The sequence below is a fragment of the Mycobacterium rhizamassiliense genome (assembly GCF_900157375.1).
GTDB lineage: Bacteria > Actinomycetota > Actinomycetes > Mycobacteriales > Mycobacteriaceae > Mycobacterium > Mycobacterium rhizamassiliense.
Window position 1 is genome coordinate 1979608 of the sequence record NZ_LT721901.1, and the last position, 15036, is coordinate 1994643.

The window sequence follows — 15036 nt, forward strand, 5'->3', positions numbered from 1 at the left end:
CTAGTCTTCGGAATCGGCCCGTGCACCCGCGTGCGGGCGGCATCGAACAAGAGGAGTTGCCCCGATGGGCCAGGTGAGCGCGGCAAGCACGATCTTGATCAACGTCGAGCCCGCGGCGACGCTCGCGGCGGTGGCGGACTATCAGACGGTTCGTCCCAAGATCCTGTCTCCGCAGTACAGCGAGTATCAGGTACTCGAAGGCGGGCAGGGCGCCGGTACCGTCGCCAAGTGGAAGTTGCAGGCCACCAAGTCACGCGTGCGCGACGTGCAGGTCAGCGTCGACGTCGCCGGCCACGCGGTCATCGAGAAGGACGCGAACTCGTCGATGATCACCAACTGGACGATCGCGCCGGCCGGCCCCGGCTCCAGCGTCACCGTGAAGACCACCTGGACGGGCGCGGGCGGCGTCAAGGGATTCTTCGAAAAGACCTTTGCGCCACTGGGTCTGAAGAGAATTCAGGGCGAGATGCTGGCCAACTTGAAGAGCGAACTGGAAAGCTAGCGCGCCTGCCCCTGGCCGGCCAGGAAGCCCGCGACGCCGCGGGTCAACGCGTCGGCGTACTTCTGCCGCCCGTCGGGGGACTCCATCAGCGCCGAGTCGACCGGGTTCTTCATGTTGCCGCACTCGACGAGGATCGACGGGTACTGCGCCAGGTTCAGGCCGGCCAGATCCGAACGCCCGTACAGGCCGTTCTGCCCGATGTACGTCGCCGGGGGAATGCCCGACGCCTGCATCTGGTCCCGCATGATCCGGGCGAACTGCACCGACGGCCCGGACTGCGCCTGATTGAGCGGCGGGGCCGAATAGTTGACGTGGAAGCCCCGCCCCGACGCGGGTCCGCCGTCGGCGTGAATGCTCACAATCGCGTTGGGGTGCAACGAGTTTTCCATGTTGGCGCGGGCGTCAACGCACGGTCCCAGCCCGGTGTCGTCGTTGCGTGCGAGCGCGGTCCGGACGCCGAGCGCGTTCAGCTCGGCGCGCAGCCGCAGCGCGGTGTCCCAGGTGAAGCTGTGTTCCATGTAGCCGGTGTTGGTCGCCGTGCCGCTGGTCTGGCAGTCCTTGGTGCCGCCGCGGCCGGTCGGGACCTGACGGTTGATGGACGCGTCGTTGGATCCGTTGTGGCCCGGGTCGATCACGACGACCATGCCGGCGATGTTGGAGGGGGCTCCCCATGCCGTATGGGTCACCGTCGGGATGACGACGCTCGCCGCGGCGATCAGGACGCCGAGCAATGTTCTGATTCCGACACGCGTGCTCACTGGAAGGTCCACGGCGCAAAGGTAACCTCGCGCGGTCTACGCTGGGTGTTTCGAATCGCCCGACCCGCACAGGCGAAACCAAGTCGAGACCAAGATGCGAGGGGATTGTCATGGAACCCGGCGGTGACATGTCCGCGCTGCTCGCTCAGGCGCAGCAGATGCAGCAGAAGCTCATGGAGGCCCAGCACCAGCTCGCCAACGCCGAGATACAGGGCCAGGCCGGCGGTGGTCTGGTCACGGTCGTCGTCAAAGGCAGCGGCGAGCTGATCGCGGTCAACATCGACCCCAAGGTCGTCGACCCGGAGGACATCGAGACACTGCAGGACCTGATCGTCGGCGCCATGGCCAACGCCTCGGCTCAAGTCACCCAGATGGCGCAGGAGCGGTTGGGTGCGCTGGCCGGTGGCCTGGGTGGCCCGCCGTCCGCGCCGCCGCCTTCCGTGCCGCCGACGGGGCTCTGACTTTCCTCATGTTCGAGGGACCGGTCCAGGATCTGATCGATGAGCTCGGCAAGCTGCCCGGCATCGGACCAAAGAGCGCGCAGCGCATCGCCTTCCACCTGTTGTCGGTCGAACCGCCGGACATCGACCGGCTGACCGCGGTGCTGGCCAAAGTCCGTGACGGCGTGCGGTTTTGCGCGGTGTGCGGCAACGTCTCCGACGACGAGCGCTGCCGCATCTGCGGCGACCCGCGCCGCGACGGCTCACTGGTCTGCGTGGTCGAGGAGCCCAAGGACATCCAGGCGGTCGAGCGCACCCGCGAGTTCCGCGGCCGCTACCACGTGCTGGGCGGCGCGCTGGACCCGTTGTCCGGGGTCGGCCCCGAGCAGCTGCGGATCCGAGAACTGCTGACCCGCATCGGCGAACGCGTCGACGACGTCGACATCACCGAGGTGATCATCGCCACCGACCCCAACACCGAGGGCGAGGCGACGGCCACCTATCTGGTCCGGATGCTGCGCGACATCCCCGGCCTGACCGTGACGCGCATCGCGTCCGGGCTGCCGATGGGCGGCGACCTGGAGTTCGCCGACGAGTTGACCCTGGGTCGCGCCCTCACCGGCCGCCGCGCGATGGCCTGAGCTCATCAGCGGGTGACGACGGCGAAGTTCTTGCTGGCGGCCCACGCCGTCTCGAAGGTGGCGATGGAGACCTGCTCGTCGCGGCCGGTGCTGGTGCCGCTGTCGTTGAGGTGCACCATCTTGGCTTTGGTGTCGATGCCGGTGACGACGACGAAGTGGTTTTCCCGGGTGCGGTTGCCGCGCTGGTTCCACAGCACCTTGTCGTTGACCCCGACGATCACCTTGCGGCCCTCGTCCAGGCGCTGGATCAGCATGTCGGTGCCGGAGTGGGCGATGTCGGCCGCGATGCCGTAGTGGTCCAGTAGCAGCGGCAGGTCCCTGTTGCTGGTCCTGCCGCCGTTGTAAATCGGCCCGGGGTGGGCCACGCTCGCGATGTTGGCTGCCGCGCCGGTGATCTCGTCCTCGGTGGGCGAGTGGCCGCTGATCTGACCGATCACGTCGGCGACGGCCATCTCGGCGCAGTCGAAGTTCTGCTGCTGATAGCGCCAGTAGGGCGCGGCGGCGGCCGGGTCGCCATGCATCCCGGATTCGGTGCGCTGGGCGATCGTCTGCGGCGCGGCCTGTATCGGATCCGACGATCCGAGCAGCGCTGCCGCGGCTGCGACGGCCGCGCCTACCAGGACCGCGAGCACGCCGAGGCGCGCTGTGGTGGCGGCGTTGAAGCTGCGGGTGTTCGTCATGGGGCCCCTTTTTCTCGAGCCGGCGATCGGCGTGGTGCGTCGAGAAAAGGCTGGGCAAAGGCCCTAGAGGGATTCTTGAAAGAAGCTTGGCGCGCAGCTACGAGCCGGTGCTAGCGGGCGATGACCCGACGATCTTCAGGCTTTGCTCAATTGGAATTGCCTGGTAAAGGTCCTGCCCGGCTCTCCACTACACGCGTCCGGCGCCGTCGTCTGCTGGCCTTCGCCGGCAAGCGACACGGCATCGAAGCTGTAGTTGACGGTCACCGGGGCCGACGCGCCGTTCGGGCACGGCGCCTGGGCCGTGCCGGTGTGAGTCCATCGTCCCTTGGCGAGGTAGAACTCCCAGCTGATGACGAAGGTCCCGCCATCTTGCGAGGTCGCGAAGGTGCAGTCCGATCCGCACGCGACGAAAAGCCAGGCGGTCGATTTGTCGTTGTCGGTGTAGTGCACGTTGTACCGGCCGCTCGGGACTTCCGGGGCGGCGTTCGCCGGTGCCGACGACGTGAGGAGCGCGGCGATCAGTGCCGCGCTGGCAGCCAGTCTCGGGCTGATCTTCCCCATATCGGGCCGCATCGCTAGCGCGCCGTCAGTCGTTCGGTGCGCAGCAACTCCACCTCGGGCAGCCGCAGCGGGGGCAGCTCGCCGACCACCTTGCCCAGCAGCAGGTCGGCCAGCTCCGGGTTGCGGGCCAGGCAGGGCCCGTGCATGTAGGTGGCGACCACGCTGCCCTGAATCGCGCCGTCGAAGCCGTCGCCGGCGCGGTTGCCCGCGCCCTTGACCACCGCGCTCAACGGCGATGCGGCCGGGCCGAGCACGGTGCCGCCGCGGTGGTTCTCGAAGCCGGTGAGCTGCTGGCTCAACCCGGCCGGCAGCGGCGTGCCCACCACCTCGCCGATGGTGCGCTTGTCCTGCGGCGAGGTCGTCACGTCGAGCATGCCCACGCCGTCGACGCGTTCGCCCGACGACGTCTCGTACCAGTGCCCCAGCACCTGGATGGCCGCGCAGATCGCCAGCACGGGCGCGCCGCGATCCGCAGCGCGCTGCAGCCCGGGGTGCTTGATCAGGTGCCGGGTGGCCAGCCGCTGCGCGTAGTCCTCCGCGCCGCCCAGCGTGTACAGGTCCAGCGACTCCGGCACCGGATCGTCGAGGGTGATCTCGACGATCTCGGCGTCGATGCCCCGCAGCCGCAGTCGCTGACGCAGTACCACCGCGTTGCCGCCGTCGCCGTAGGTGCCCATCACGTCGGGCAGCACCAGCCCGATCCGCACCTTGGAAAAAGACCCGGAGTCAGCCATGGCGCGCCAACGCCCGCTGCAGCTGCAAAAACGCCGTGTAGTTCGCGACGACCTCGACGGGGCCGGGCGGGCAGGACGCGATGGCGGACAGCGTGTCGTGCACCAGCGTGTGCTCGACGCCCGCGTACCCCAGCCGCACCGCCAGGTCGGTGCCGCGTTCCCCGGCGGCGACGACCTGGGTGTCCTCGAAATGCTCGAAGCGCACGTCCCACAGCCAGGACAGGTCCTCGCCGTCGGGCACCTGCCCGTTGACCGCGATCACCACGCCCGCCGCGTGCTTGTCCACCATCGACAGCGCTTCCTGCCAGCCGGCCGGGTTCTTGGCCAGCAGGATCCGCGCCTCATGCTGGCCGACCCGGACCGTGCGGTAGCGGCCCGCCACCTCATCCACTCCCGAGACCGCGGCCACCGCTTTGGCGGGATCGGCGCCCAGCGCGACGGCGGCCGCGACGGCCTGGGCGGCGTTGCCCCGGTTCACCGCGCCGGGCAGCGTCAGCCGCATCGGCAGGGCCAGCCCGTCGGGCCCGTACAACGTGTCGTCGTCGAACCACCATTGCGGGCTGGGCCGCTTGAAGTCGGCGCCGGTGGAATACCAGTGGCCTTGCTCACCAGGGGGGTCGCGGACGATGACCTCGCCGCTGCGCGGGCAGCTGACCGAGTCGTTCGCCCAGCCGCCGCCCGCGGCCACCCACACCACGTTCGGGCTGTCGTAGGCGGCCGACGTCATCAGCACGTCGTCGCAGTTGGCCACGACGACGGCCGCCGGGTGCCGGGCCAGGCCCGCCCGCAGCGTGCGTTCGATGACGTTGATCTCGCCGACCCGGTCCAGCTGGTCGCGCGACAGGTTGAGCAGCACGACGACGCTGGGGTCGACGGCGTCGGAGACGTGCGGCACGTGCATCTCGTCGACTTCGAGGGCCGCCAGCGCGGCGTCCCGGTCGGCGGCCAGCGCGGCGACCAGGCCGGCGTCCATGTTGGCGCCCTCGGCGTTGGTGGCCACCGGCCCCAGGGTGGACAGCGCGGCCGCGGTCATCCGGGTGGTCGTCGACTTGCCGTTGGTGCCGGTGACGACGACCGTGCGCCGGCCGACGCCGAGCTGGCGCAGGATCGAGCGGTCCAGCGTCATCGCGACCAGGCCGCCGATCATGGCCCCGGCGCCGCGGCCGGTGACCCGGGACGCCCATCGCGCGCTCGCGCCTGCGGCCAGCGCCAGACGTGCCCGGGTGGTTACCACCCGCGCAGTTTAAAGGCGATCGGTGTTTAGGTGCCGACACGATGCGCGAGCGACCCTGTGATGTCGGTCTGGCGTGCCATTCTCAGTCCATGAGCCCCCTAACATCGGCGCCCTGGGGCCGCCCGGCGAGAGACCCGGACGGGGGCTGGGCCGTCATCGACGTCGAGACCTCGGGCTTTCGCCCTGGCCAGGCGCGCGTCATCAGCGTCGCGGTGCTCGGACTGGACGCCGACGGCAACGTCGAGCAGTCCGTCGTCAGCCTGCTCAACCCCGGCGTCGACCCGGGCCCGACCCACGTGCACGGCCTGACCACCGCGATGCTCGAGGACCAGCCGCAGTTCGGCGACATCGTCGGCGACCTGGTGAAGGTGCTGCGCGGGCGCACGCTGGTGGCCCACAACGTGGCGTTCGACTACGCGTTCGTCACGGCGGAGGCCGAGCTCGCCGGCGCCGCCCTCCCGGTCGACAGCGTGATGTGCACCGTCGAGCTGGGCCGCCGGCTCAACCTCGGCCTGGACAACCTGCGCCTGGAGACCCTGGCCGCGCACTGGGGTGTCACCCAGGAACGCCCGCACGACGCGTTCGACGACGCGATGGTGCTGACCCGCGTGCTGGCGTCGGCGCTGCAGCGGGCCCGCGAGCACGACATCTGGCTGCCGGTGCGGCCGGTCACCCGGCGCCGCTGGCCCAACGGCCGCGTGACGCACGAGGAGCTGCGGCCGCTGAAGGCGCTGGCGTCGCGGATGCCGTGCCCGTACCTCAACCCGGGCCCGTATGTCCGCGGCCGCCCGCTGGTGCAGGGCATGAGGGTGGCGCTGGCCAGCGAGGTGCGGCGCACCCACGAGGAGCTCGTCGAGCGGATCCTGCACGCCGGGCTGGCCTACACCGACGCCGTCGACCACGAGACGTCGCTGGTGATCTGCAACGACGCCGCCTCCGAGCAGGGCAAGGGTTATCAGGCCAAGCAGCTGGGCGTGCCGGTGGTCTCCGACGTGCAGTTCATGGACTGCGTGACTGGCGTCATCGGCGGCACCAGCATGGAGGAATTCATCGACACCGCCCCGGCCGAGGAGCAGCTCGCGCTGTTCTGACCGGCCCTAGCGCGACGCGCGGTTGACCGCCGACACCACGGCCCGCAACGACGCGGTCGTGATCGACGGCGCGATCCCGACACCCCACACCGTGCGGCCGCCCACCGACGCCTCCACATAGGCGGCGGCCTGGGCGTCGTCGCCGGCGCTCATCGCGTGCTCGGAGTAGTCCAGGACGGCGACGTCGAACCCGACATCGCCCAGCGCGTGCACGAACGCGGCGAGCGGGCCGTTGCCGACGCCGCTGATCTCGTGCTCGGCCCCGTTGATCTTCACGGTCGAGACGACGGAGGTGCTGCCGCCGTCCTCCTCGGAGGCGTTGACCCGCTGGCGGATTCGCTCCAGCGGCAGGATCGGCATCAGGTACTCCTCGGAGAACGCGTCCCACATCTCCTTGGGCGAGACCTCCCCGCCCTCGCCGTCGGTGATCTTCTGGATCGCCTGCGAGAACTCGATCTGCAGCCGTCGCGGCAGCACCAGGCCGTGATCGGCCTTCATGATGTAGGCCACCCCGCCCTTGCCGGACTGCGAGTTGACCCGGATCACCGCCTCATACGTGCGTCCCACGTCGCGCGGGTCGATCGGCAGATACGGCACGGCCCACAGCAGGTCATCGACATCGGTGCCCGCGGCGTCGGCGTCGATCTTCATCTGGTCCAGGCCTTTGTTGATGGCGTCCTGGTGGCTGCCGGAGAACGCGGTGTAGACCAGGTCGCCGCCATACGGGTGCCGCTCGTGCACCGGCAGCTGGTTGCAGTACTCCACCGTGCGCCGGATCTCGTCGATGTTGGAGAAGTCGATCTGCGGGTCCACGCCGCGGGAGAACAGGTTCAGGCCCAGCGTCACCAGGCACACGTTGCCGGTGCGTTCGCCGTTGCCGAACAGGCAGCCCTCGATCCGGTCCGCGCCCGCCTGGTAGCCCAATTCGGCTGCGGCAACGGCCGTTCCGCGGTCGTTGTGCGGATGCAGGCTCAGGATCACCGATTCCCGGTTGGCCAGGTTGCGGCTCATCCACTCGATCGAGTCGGCGTAGACGTTCGGTGTCGCCATCTCCACGGTGGCGGGCAGGTTGAAGATGATCGGGTTCTCCGGCGTCGGCGCGATGATCTCGCCGACCCCGTCGCACACCTGCTTGGCGTACTCCAATTCGGTTCCGGTGTAGGACTCCGGCGAATACTCGAACCGCCACTGCGTGCCCGGGTACTTCGCGGCCTGCTCGACGCACTTGCGGGCACCCTCGACCGCAATCGCCTGCACGGCGGCCCGGTCCGCGCGAAATACCACGCGCCGCTGCAGGATTGACGTCGAGTTGTAGAAGTGCACGATCGCCCGCGACGCGCCCTCGCATGCCTCGAAGGTGCGCTCGATCAGTTCGGGCCGGCACTGCGTCAGCACCTGGATGGTGACGTCGTCGGGAATGGCGCCCTCGGTGATGATCTCGCGGACGAAGTCGAAGTCGGTCTGGCTGGCCGCCGGGAACCCGACCTCGATCTCCTTGTAGCCCATGCGCACCAGCAGTTCGAACATCCGGCGCTTGCGGGCCGGGCTCATCGGGTCGATCAGCGCCTGGTTGCCGTCGCGCAGGTCCACCGCGCACCACATCGGGGCGTGCTCGATGACGCGGTCGGGCCAGGTGCGATCGGCCAGCCGGATCGGCTCGACTTCGTCGGCGAAGGGCCGGTAGCGGTTGACCGGCATCGCCGATCCGCGCTGGGGATTCCACCCGGCCTGGCCGGGCCCGGGTGGGCCCGCGGGAGTCACGATGGTCCGCGCCGACGAATAGGCATCGGCGCTATCAGAAGCGGAAAAGTTGTTCACGGTAGTTGCTCCGGGGATGTCAGAAGGGGGACTTCAGACCGGCGCGTCACGAACCCCCGCGACGGGAGGCCGGTCTGGATCAGACCCCGTCGCGGCGTCCGAGGAGGAGCACCCGCTGCACGCCCTGAACTCTACCGCGATCGGCTCGGCGGCGAGAAATCGAGCTTTTGACCGTGGGCTGGGCCATTGGGCATCGCGCCGTTAAATAAAATGCACCGGAACGTATCCTGTTGTGGACTTAGACCCAGCGGTTCAATCCCTGGGCGGGGCCCGAAAAGGGCGCATGCAAGCCGCAGAAGGGCAGGCAGAGAAACAGTGGCGCTTGTCGTACAGAAGTACGGCGGATCCTCGGTGGCCGACGCCGATCGAATCCGCCGCGTCGCCGAACGCATCGTGGAGACCAAGAAGCAGGGCAACGATGTCGTCGTGGTGGTTTCGGCGATGGGCGACACCACCGACGACCTGCTGGACCTGGCCCAGCAGGTGTGCCCGGTGCCGCCGCCCCGCGAACTCGACATGCTGCTGACCGCCGGCGAACGGATCTCCAACGCGCTGGTGGCCATGGCCATCGAGTCGCTCGGCGCGCAGGCGCGGTCGTTCACCGGCTCGCAGGCCGGGGTCATCACCACCGGCACGCACGGCAACGCCAAGATCATCGACGTCACGCCCACCCGGCTGCAGGCCGCGCTCGACGAGGGCCGGATCGTGCTGGTCGCCGGCTTCCAGGGCGTCAGCCAGGACACCCGCGACGTCACCACGCTGGGCCGTGGCGGCTCGGACACCACGGCGGTTGCGATGGCCGCCGCGTTGAAGGCCGACGTCTGCGAGATCTACACGGACGTGGACGGCATCTTCAGCGCCGACCCCCGGATCGTGCACAACGCCCGCAAGCTGGACACCGTCACCTTCGAGGAGATGCTCGAGATGGCGGCCTGCGGCGCCAAGGTGCTGATGCTGCGCTGCGTGGAGTACGCCCGTCGCTACAACCTGCCCGTACACGTCCGGTCGTCCTATTCGGACAAGCCGGGCACAGTCGTCGTCGGATCGATCAAGGACATAACCATGGAAAGCCCCCTTCTGACCGGAGTCGCGCACGACCGCAGCGAGGCCAAGGTGACCGTCGTCGGCATCCCGGACATCCCGGGCTATGCGGCCAGGGTCTTCCGGGCCATCGCCGACGCCGAAGTGAACATCGACATGGTCTTGCAGAACGTCTCGAAGGTCGAAGACGGCAAGACCGACATCACGTTCACCTGCCCGCGCGACCTCGGGCCCACCGCGGTGGCCAAGTTGGACGCCCTCAAGAACGAGATCGGCTTCACCCAGCTGCTCTACGACGACCACGTCGGCAAGGTGTCGCTGATCGGGGCCGGGATGCGCAGCCACCCCGGCGTCACGGCGACCTTCTGCGAGACGCTGGCCGCCGTCGGCGTCAACATCGAGCTGATCTCCACCTCGGAGATCCGCATCTCGGTGCTGTGCCGCGACACCGAACTGGACAAGGCCGTCGTGGCGTTGCACGAGGCGTTCGGGCTCGGCGGCGAGGAGACGGCCACGGTGTACGGGGGGACGGGTAGGTAAATGGTTGCCATCGGAGTAGTAGGGGCCACCGGGCAGGTGGGCCAGGTGATGCGCAACCTGCTCGAGGAGCGCGACTTCCCCGCGACCACGGTGCGGTTCTTCGCGTCGGCCCGCTCGCAGGGCCGCAAGCTGCCGTTCCGCGGGCAGGAGATCGAGGTCGAGGACGCCGCGACGGCCGACCCGACCGGGCTGGACATCGCGCTGTTCTCGGCGGGCAAGACCATGTCGCTGGTGCAGGCGCCGCGCTTCGCCGCGGCCGGCGTCACGGTGATCGACAACTCCTCGGCGTGGCGCAAGGACCCCGAGGTGCCGCTGGTGGTGTCCGAGGTCAACTTCTACAGGGACGCCGTCAACCGCCCGAAGGGCATCATCGCCAACCCGAACTGCACGACGATGGCCGCGATGCCGGTGCTCAAGCCGCTGCACGACGAGGCGCAACTGCAGCGTCTGGTGGTGTCGAGCTATCAAGCGGTCTCCGGTAGCGGGCTGGCCGGTGTCGAGGAGTTGGCGACGCAGGCGCGCGCCGTCGTCGGCGAGGCCGAGCAGCTGGTGCGCGACGGCTCCGCGCTGGACTTCCCCGCGCCCAAGACCTACGTGGCGCCCATCGCCTTCAACGTGGTGCCGCTGGCCGGCTCGTTGGTGGACGACGGATCCGGCGAAACCGACGAGGACCAGAAGCTGCGCTACGAGAGCCGCAAGATCCTCGGCATTCCCGGGCTACTGGTGAGCGGGACCTGCGTGCGGGTCCCGGTGTTCACCGGGCACTCGCTGTCGATCAACGCCGAGTTCGCCCGGCCGCTCTCGCCCGAGCGGGCGCGCGAATTGCTCAGTACCGCACCGGGTGTGACGCTGACCGATGTCCCGACGCCGCTGGCGGCCGCCGGAATCGACGACTCGCTGGTCGGCCGGATTCGGCGCGACGAGGGAGTCCCGGACGGCCGGGGCCTGTCGCTGTTCGTGTCGGGGGACAATCTGCGCAAGGGGGCGGCGCTGAACACCATCCAGATTGCCGAGCTGCTGGTCTCTGAATTGTGATCCGCGGGTGAGTCCCACCCGGGTCGCGTGTTGCGCTCTGTTGTGTTTGCTTGCCGCGCAAGGTCTTTCAGTCGCGCGTGCCGACCCGCCCGCGCCCGCCCCGCAGCCGATTGTGCAGCCGCTGGCCCCGGGTCAGGTGCTGCGGATCGGCCCGACGGCCGGAACCGGAACCGCCACAAAAGATTACGGCATCGGCGCCACTGACCTATGTGAATTTCTCGAATTCCCGGCCGAGCTGTTGCAGGTGTGCGGCGACAGTTTCGCCGGGCAGGGCGTCGGGTTCGGCGGCTGGTATTCGCCGGTGGCGCTGCACGTCGACACCGCATCGGTGGACGACCCCGACGGGGTGCGCTACACCGGCGTCACCGGAATCACCAGGCCGCTGCTGGCCGATCCGACACCGTCTGGGGACTCGCAGCTGCCCGCCGGGGTGGTGCAGATCAACCGGCGCAACTACATGATGGTGACCACCACCAAGGACCTGAAGCCGCAGACCTCACGGCTGGTGGCGGCCGAACCGGCGCACGCAGGCTGGCAGACGATTGCCGGGTCCAAGCGCGAGGCCGCATATCAGGGCGGCTCGCAGACCCAGATCAGCGGGTACTACGACCCGATCCCGACGCCCGACTCGCAGACCGGCTGGGTGTACATCGTGGCGAACAGCTTCACCCGCAGCCAGCCCGTGGTGCTGTATCGGGCGACGCCGCAGAGCTTCACCGACCGGTCCCGCTGGCAGGGCTGGGCCGGCGGCCCGGACGGCGGCTGGAACAAGCCGCCGACGCCGCTGTGGCCGGACCAGGTGGGCGAGATGTCCGTGCGGCAGATCGACGGCAAGACCGTGCTGTCGTACTTCAACGCCAGCAACGGCAACATGGAGGTCCGGGTGGCCGACGACCCGACGTCGCTGGGCACCGCGCCGGTGACGACGGTGGTCCAGCACGACGACTGGCCCGACCCGGCCGAAAGCCTGCCGCCGCCGACCGACAACCGGCTGGCGCAGCCGTACGGCGGGTACATCTCGCCCGGTTCGACGCTCGACGAGCTGCGCATATTCGTCAGCCAGTGGGACACCCGCGCCAGGGTTGCCGCCCCGTACCGGGTGATCCAGTTCGCGGTCAACCCGTTCAAGCCGGATTAGCGCGTCTTCGAAGCCGTTCCGCCTGGTAGGACGGGGTTTTTAGCTCACAGCTGCTACATAAGCAGCGCATAGCGATCACTACTGTTTACCCCCGCATCATGTGTCTCATGAGTGAAACATCTGAAACCCCAACTGCGCGGTCCTCGACCGCCACCGCCCCGGCACCGGCCAACAAGCCCGTGTCACCCGTTTACAAGACCCCTCGGGTCTTCCTGGCCGCTGCATGGGTTGCCATCGTCGCCGGCGTCGTTTTCATCGTGTCCGTGATCTTCTTCGCCGGAATGGCGTTGGGGCACCACGGCCATCACCACCACCACCACAAGCACCACGCGGCGGGCTGGCACCACCGCATGGGTGGCCCGGGTGGTCCCGGCGGGCAGTTCGCGCCGCCGCAGGCGCCGCAGGGCGCGCTGCCGGGTGGTGGACCTGCCGGTGCTCCCGGACCCAGCCAGATCCCGTCGTCGGTCGCTCCCTCCCACACGCCGTAGTGCCTGTGGGGGTGAGTCCCCAACCGTTCAGATGCTCACGGGGCAACAGGAGGACCCCGGGGGGCCGCTAATTGAACACAAAGTAGCCCGGCGCTCACCCCGAGCGCCGGGCTACCTGCGATTTCCCTGCGAGCTGCGCTAAGAACCCAATTCGGTTAATTCAGAGCAACTTTGTTTCGGGCGACCTGTTACGGCGGGCCAGACGAGGGCACTATCGAAGGCATGAGTGATACACCAGAACCGTCAACCCAGCCGACGCCGGCCGGCGCCGTTCCCCCGCCTCCGCCGCCACCGCCGCGGCCGCCGGTGCCGGCGGGACCGCCCGCACAGCCCGAGCGCCTGAAGCCGCCGAAACTGTATGTGGCCGCGGCCTGGGTGACCATCGTCGCGGGAATCGTCTTCATCCTGTCGGTGGTGTTCTTCTCGGGAGCCATGGTCTTCGGGCACTACCACTGCCACCACAAGCATCACCCCGGCATGTACGGGCCCGGTGGGCCCGCTGGCCCCGGACCCGGTGCCCCCGGTCCGTGGCAATACGGCGGTGGCCCCGGACCGTGGGGTCCCGGTCCCGGCTTCGGCCCCGGTGGCCCCGGCGGTCCGCCGCCGTTCGGCTCGGGTGGGCCGGTATTCATCGGTCCGTTCGGTCCCGGCGGACCGGGTGGGCCGGGCGGGCCCAGCTCGCCGCCCCCGCGTCCGTAGCGCTCGCGACACCAAACCAGCGCCCTGTCGAAGGGGCGCCGGTTTGTGCGTTGGGGGACTGAAACGTGTTGATGCCGATTGACGTTCGACCGGTGTGGGTATGCCCCCGAAGTTCCACGACAGCCCCGAGGAGATGGTCCGATGACCGACCGCTTTACCACCACCGACGCCGGAATCGCCGCGCCCAGCGACGACCAGTCGTTGACGATCGGTCCCGACGGCCCGATCCTGCTGCAGGACCACTACCTCATCGAGCAGATGGCGCAGTTCAACCGGGAACGCATCCCGGAACGCCAGCCGCACGCGAAAGGTGGCGGCGCCTTCGGCAGCTTCGAGGTGACCAACGACGTCAGCCAATACACCAGGGCCGCGGTATTCCAGCCCGGCGCCAAGACCGACATGCTCGCCAGGTTCTCCACGGTGGCCGGCGAGCGCGGCAGCCCAGACACCTGGCGCGACCCGCGCGGCTTCGCGCTGAAGTTCTACACCACCGAGGGCAACTTCGACCTGGTCGGCAACAACACGCCGGTCTTCTTCATGCGCGACCCACTGAAGTTCCAGCACTTCATCCGGTCCCAAAAGCGTATGCAGGCAACGAATTTGCGCGACAACAACATGCAGTGGGACTTCTGGAGCCTGTCGCCGGAGTCCGCCCATCAGGTGACCTGGCTGATGGGGGACCGGGGCATCCCCAAGAGCTGGCGGCAGATGAACGGCTACAGCAGCCACACCTACAGCTGGATCAACGCCGCCGGCGAGATCTTCTGGGTGAAGTACCACTTCATCACCGATCAGGGTGTGGACTTCCTGACCCAGGAGGACGCCGACCAACTGGCCGGCGAGGACGGCGACTATCACCAGCGCGACCTGTACGAGGCCATCGAGCGCGGCGATCACCCGAGCTGGACGCTGAAGATGCAGATCATGCCGTTCGAGGAGGCCAAGACCTACCGGTTCAACCCCTTTGACCTGACCAAGGTGTGGCCGCACGGCGACTACCCGCTGATCGACGTCGGCAAGATGACCCTGAACCGCAACGTCACCGACTACCACACCGAAATCGAGCAGGCCGCGTTCGAGCCGAACAACACCGTGCCCGGTACGGGTCTGAGCCCGGACAAGATGCTGCTGGCCCGCGGCTTCTCGTACTCCGATGCGCATCGCGCGCGGCTGGGGACCAACTACCGGCAGATCCCGGTCAATACGCCGCGGGTCGAGGTGAACAGCTACTCGAAGGACGGCGCGATGCGGATGAGCAACGTGTCGGACCCGGTCTATGCGCCCAACTCGTACGGCGGCCCGCAGGCCGATCCGGCGCGGGCCGCCGAGGTGCGTTGGCAGGCCGACGGCGAGATGATCCGGGCGGCCTACACGCTGCGCGCCGAGGACGACGACTTCGGCCAGGCCGGCACGATGGTCCGCGAGGTGCTCGATGACGAGGCGCGGGAACGCTTGGCGCACAACATCATTGGTCACGTCTCCAAGGGCGTCAAGGAGCCGGTGCTGTCGCGGGTCTTCGAGTACTGGCGCAACGTCGACCCCGATCTCGGCAAGAAGGTCGAGGAAGGACTGCGGGCCAACCAGGGGCAGTGAATTTCGAGGTTCCCTGCACGGCGGGCACCCTGGCATGATCGAG

At 68.7% G+C, this 15036-nt stretch carries 16 protein-coding genes; 10 read left to right on the forward strand and 6 right to left on the reverse strand.

What is annotated here, in order from left to right; genetic code table 11:
* Positions 1-64 precede the first annotated feature (64 nt).
* Positions 65-502 (forward strand): SRPBCC family protein, encoded by a 438-nt coding sequence (locus tag MRAB57_RS09580; RefSeq protein ID WP_077087350.1) that lies wholly within the window; start codon positions 65-67, stop codon positions 500-502.
* On the opposite strand, the gene MRAB57_RS09585 is transcribed toward MRAB57_RS09580, so the two are convergent.
* Complete coding sequence (locus MRAB57_RS09585) at positions 499-1272, reverse strand: Rv3717 family N-acetylmuramoyl-L-alanine amidase (RefSeq protein ID WP_077087351.1); 774 nt, start codon at positions 1270-1272, stop codon at positions 499-501. The genes MRAB57_RS09580 and MRAB57_RS09585 overlap by 4 nt on opposite strands.
* Positions 1273-1370: 98 nt before the next feature.
* Between MRAB57_RS09585 and MRAB57_RS09590 the strand changes: the two genes are divergently transcribed.
* Both MRAB57_RS09590 and recR read left to right on the forward strand, forming a co-directional pair.
* Entirely contained in the window at positions 1371-1721 is a 351-nt protein-coding gene (locus tag MRAB57_RS09590; RefSeq protein ID WP_077087352.1) for a YbaB/EbfC family nucleoid-associated protein, read from the forward strand.
* Positions 1722-1729: 8 nt separating this feature from the next.
* Complete coding sequence (gene recR / locus MRAB57_RS09595; RefSeq protein WP_077087353.1) at positions 1730-2341, forward strand: recombination mediator RecR; 612 nt, start codon at positions 1730-1732, stop codon at positions 2339-2341.
* Between the two features lie 5 nt (positions 2342-2346).
* Here recR and MRAB57_RS09600 read toward each other — a convergent pair whose 3' ends face one another.
* The 4 genes from MRAB57_RS09600 to MRAB57_RS09615 form a co-directional block, all read right to left on the reverse strand.
* Positions 2347-3021, reverse strand: a complete 675-nt coding sequence (locus tag MRAB57_RS09600) for a C39 family peptidase (RefSeq protein WP_083743356.1) — start codon at positions 3019-3021, stop codon at positions 2347-2349.
* Between the two features lie 135 nt (positions 3022-3156).
* A complete protein-coding gene (locus tag MRAB57_RS09605; RefSeq protein ID WP_077090505.1) occupies positions 3157-3582 on the reverse strand; it encodes a hypothetical protein in 426 nt (141 codons plus the stop codon).
* A 14-nt stretch (positions 3583-3596) separates the two neighbouring features.
* Positions 3597-4316: a type 1 glutamine amidotransferase gene (locus tag MRAB57_RS09610; RefSeq protein ID WP_077087354.1), complete on the reverse strand. Its 720-nt coding sequence runs from the start codon at positions 4314-4316 to the stop codon at positions 3597-3599.
* A complete protein-coding gene (locus MRAB57_RS09615) occupies positions 4309-5550 on the reverse strand; it encodes a Mur ligase family protein (protein ID WP_077087355.1) in 1242 nt (413 codons plus the stop codon). The genes MRAB57_RS09610 and MRAB57_RS09615 overlap by 8 nt, the downstream gene beginning before the upstream one ends.
* Before the next feature lie 89 nt (positions 5551-5639).
* Here MRAB57_RS09615 and MRAB57_RS09620 point away from each other — a divergent pair, with 89 nt between their 5' ends.
* On the forward strand, positions 5640-6641 hold the full coding sequence (locus MRAB57_RS09620; RefSeq protein ID WP_077087356.1) for a DEDDh family exonuclease: 1002 nt from the start codon (positions 5640-5642) through the stop codon (positions 6639-6641).
* Positions 6642-6647: 6 nt separating this feature from the next.
* Here MRAB57_RS09620 and leuA read toward each other — a convergent pair whose 3' ends face one another.
* The gene (gene leuA, locus MRAB57_RS09625) at positions 6648-8459 is read right to left on the reverse strand and encodes a 2-isopropylmalate synthase (RefSeq protein ID WP_077087357.1); all 1812 of its coding nucleotides are present in this window, start codon (positions 8457-8459) and stop codon (positions 6648-6650) included.
* Between the two features lie 315 nt (positions 8460-8774).
* Here leuA and MRAB57_RS09630 point away from each other — a divergent pair, with 315 nt between their 5' ends.
* The 6 genes from MRAB57_RS09630 to MRAB57_RS09655 all read left to right on the forward strand — a co-directional run bounded on the left by MRAB57_RS09630 (position 8775) and on the right by MRAB57_RS09655 (position 14993).
* Positions 8775-10040 carry an aspartate kinase gene (locus tag MRAB57_RS09630; protein ID WP_077087358.1) on the forward strand — a complete coding sequence of 422 codons (1266 nt, stop codon included), beginning with the start codon at positions 8775-8777 and terminating at the stop codon, positions 10038-10040.
* Positions 10041-11075, forward strand: a complete 1035-nt coding sequence (locus MRAB57_RS09635) for an aspartate-semialdehyde dehydrogenase (protein ID WP_077087359.1) — start codon at positions 10041-10043, stop codon at positions 11073-11075.
* 7 nt (positions 11076-11082) lie between these two features.
* On the forward strand, positions 11083-12213 hold the full coding sequence (locus MRAB57_RS09640; RefSeq protein ID WP_077087360.1) for a DUF4185 domain-containing protein: 1131 nt from the start codon (positions 11083-11085) through the stop codon (positions 12211-12213).
* Positions 12214-12320: 107 nt separating this feature from the next.
* Positions 12321-12701: a hypothetical protein gene (locus MRAB57_RS09645; RefSeq protein WP_077087361.1), complete on the forward strand. Its 381-nt coding sequence runs from the start codon at positions 12321-12323 to the stop codon at positions 12699-12701.
* 222 nt (positions 12702-12923) lie between these two features.
* Complete coding sequence (locus MRAB57_RS09650; RefSeq protein ID WP_077087362.1) at positions 12924-13400, forward strand: hypothetical protein; 477 nt, start codon at positions 12924-12926, stop codon at positions 13398-13400.
* 141 nt (positions 13401-13541) lie between these two features.
* Positions 13542-14993 (forward strand): catalase, encoded by a 1452-nt coding sequence (locus MRAB57_RS09655; protein ID WP_077087363.1) that lies wholly within the window; start codon positions 13542-13544, stop codon positions 14991-14993.
* The last annotated feature ends 43 nt before the right edge of the window (positions 14994-15036 follow it).

Excerpts from the sequence above, each read along its gene's own strand:
- MRAB57_RS09600 (WP_083743356.1), bottom strand. The coding sequence starts at position 3,021 with ATGACGAACACCCGCAGCTTCAACGCCGCCACCACAGCGCGCCTCGGC.
- MRAB57_RS09645 (WP_077087361.1), top strand. The coding sequence starts at position 12,321 with ATGAGTGAAACATCTGAAACCCCAACTGCGCGGTCCTCGACCGCCACC.
- MRAB57_RS09620 (WP_077087356.1), top strand. The coding sequence starts at position 5,640 with ATGAGCCCCCTAACATCGGCGCCCTGGGGCCGCCCGGCGAGAGACCCG.
- MRAB57_RS09610 (WP_077087354.1), bottom strand. The coding sequence starts at position 4,316 with ATGGCTGACTCCGGGTCTTTTTCCAAGGTGCGGATCGGGCTGGTGCTG.
- MRAB57_RS09605 (WP_077090505.1), bottom strand. The coding sequence starts at position 3,582 with ATGGGGAAGATCAGCCCGAGACTGGCTGCCAGCGCGGCACTGATCGCC.
- MRAB57_RS09590 (WP_077087352.1), top strand. The coding sequence starts at position 1,371 with ATGGAACCCGGCGGTGACATGTCCGCGCTGCTCGCTCAGGCGCAGCAG.
- recR (WP_077087353.1), top strand. The coding sequence starts at position 1,730 with ATGTTCGAGGGACCGGTCCAGGATCTGATCGATGAGCTCGGCAAGCTG.
- MRAB57_RS09655 (WP_077087363.1), top strand. The coding sequence starts at position 13,542 with ATGACCGACCGCTTTACCACCACCGACGCCGGAATCGCCGCGCCCAGC.
- MRAB57_RS09635 (WP_077087359.1), top strand. The coding sequence starts at position 10,041 with ATGGTTGCCATCGGAGTAGTAGGGGCCACCGGGCAGGTGGGCCAGGTG.
- MRAB57_RS09580 (WP_077087350.1), top strand. The coding sequence starts at position 65 with ATGGGCCAGGTGAGCGCGGCAAGCACGATCTTGATCAACGTCGAGCCC.
- MRAB57_RS09650 (WP_077087362.1), top strand. The coding sequence starts at position 12,924 with ATGAGTGATACACCAGAACCGTCAACCCAGCCGACGCCGGCCGGCGCC.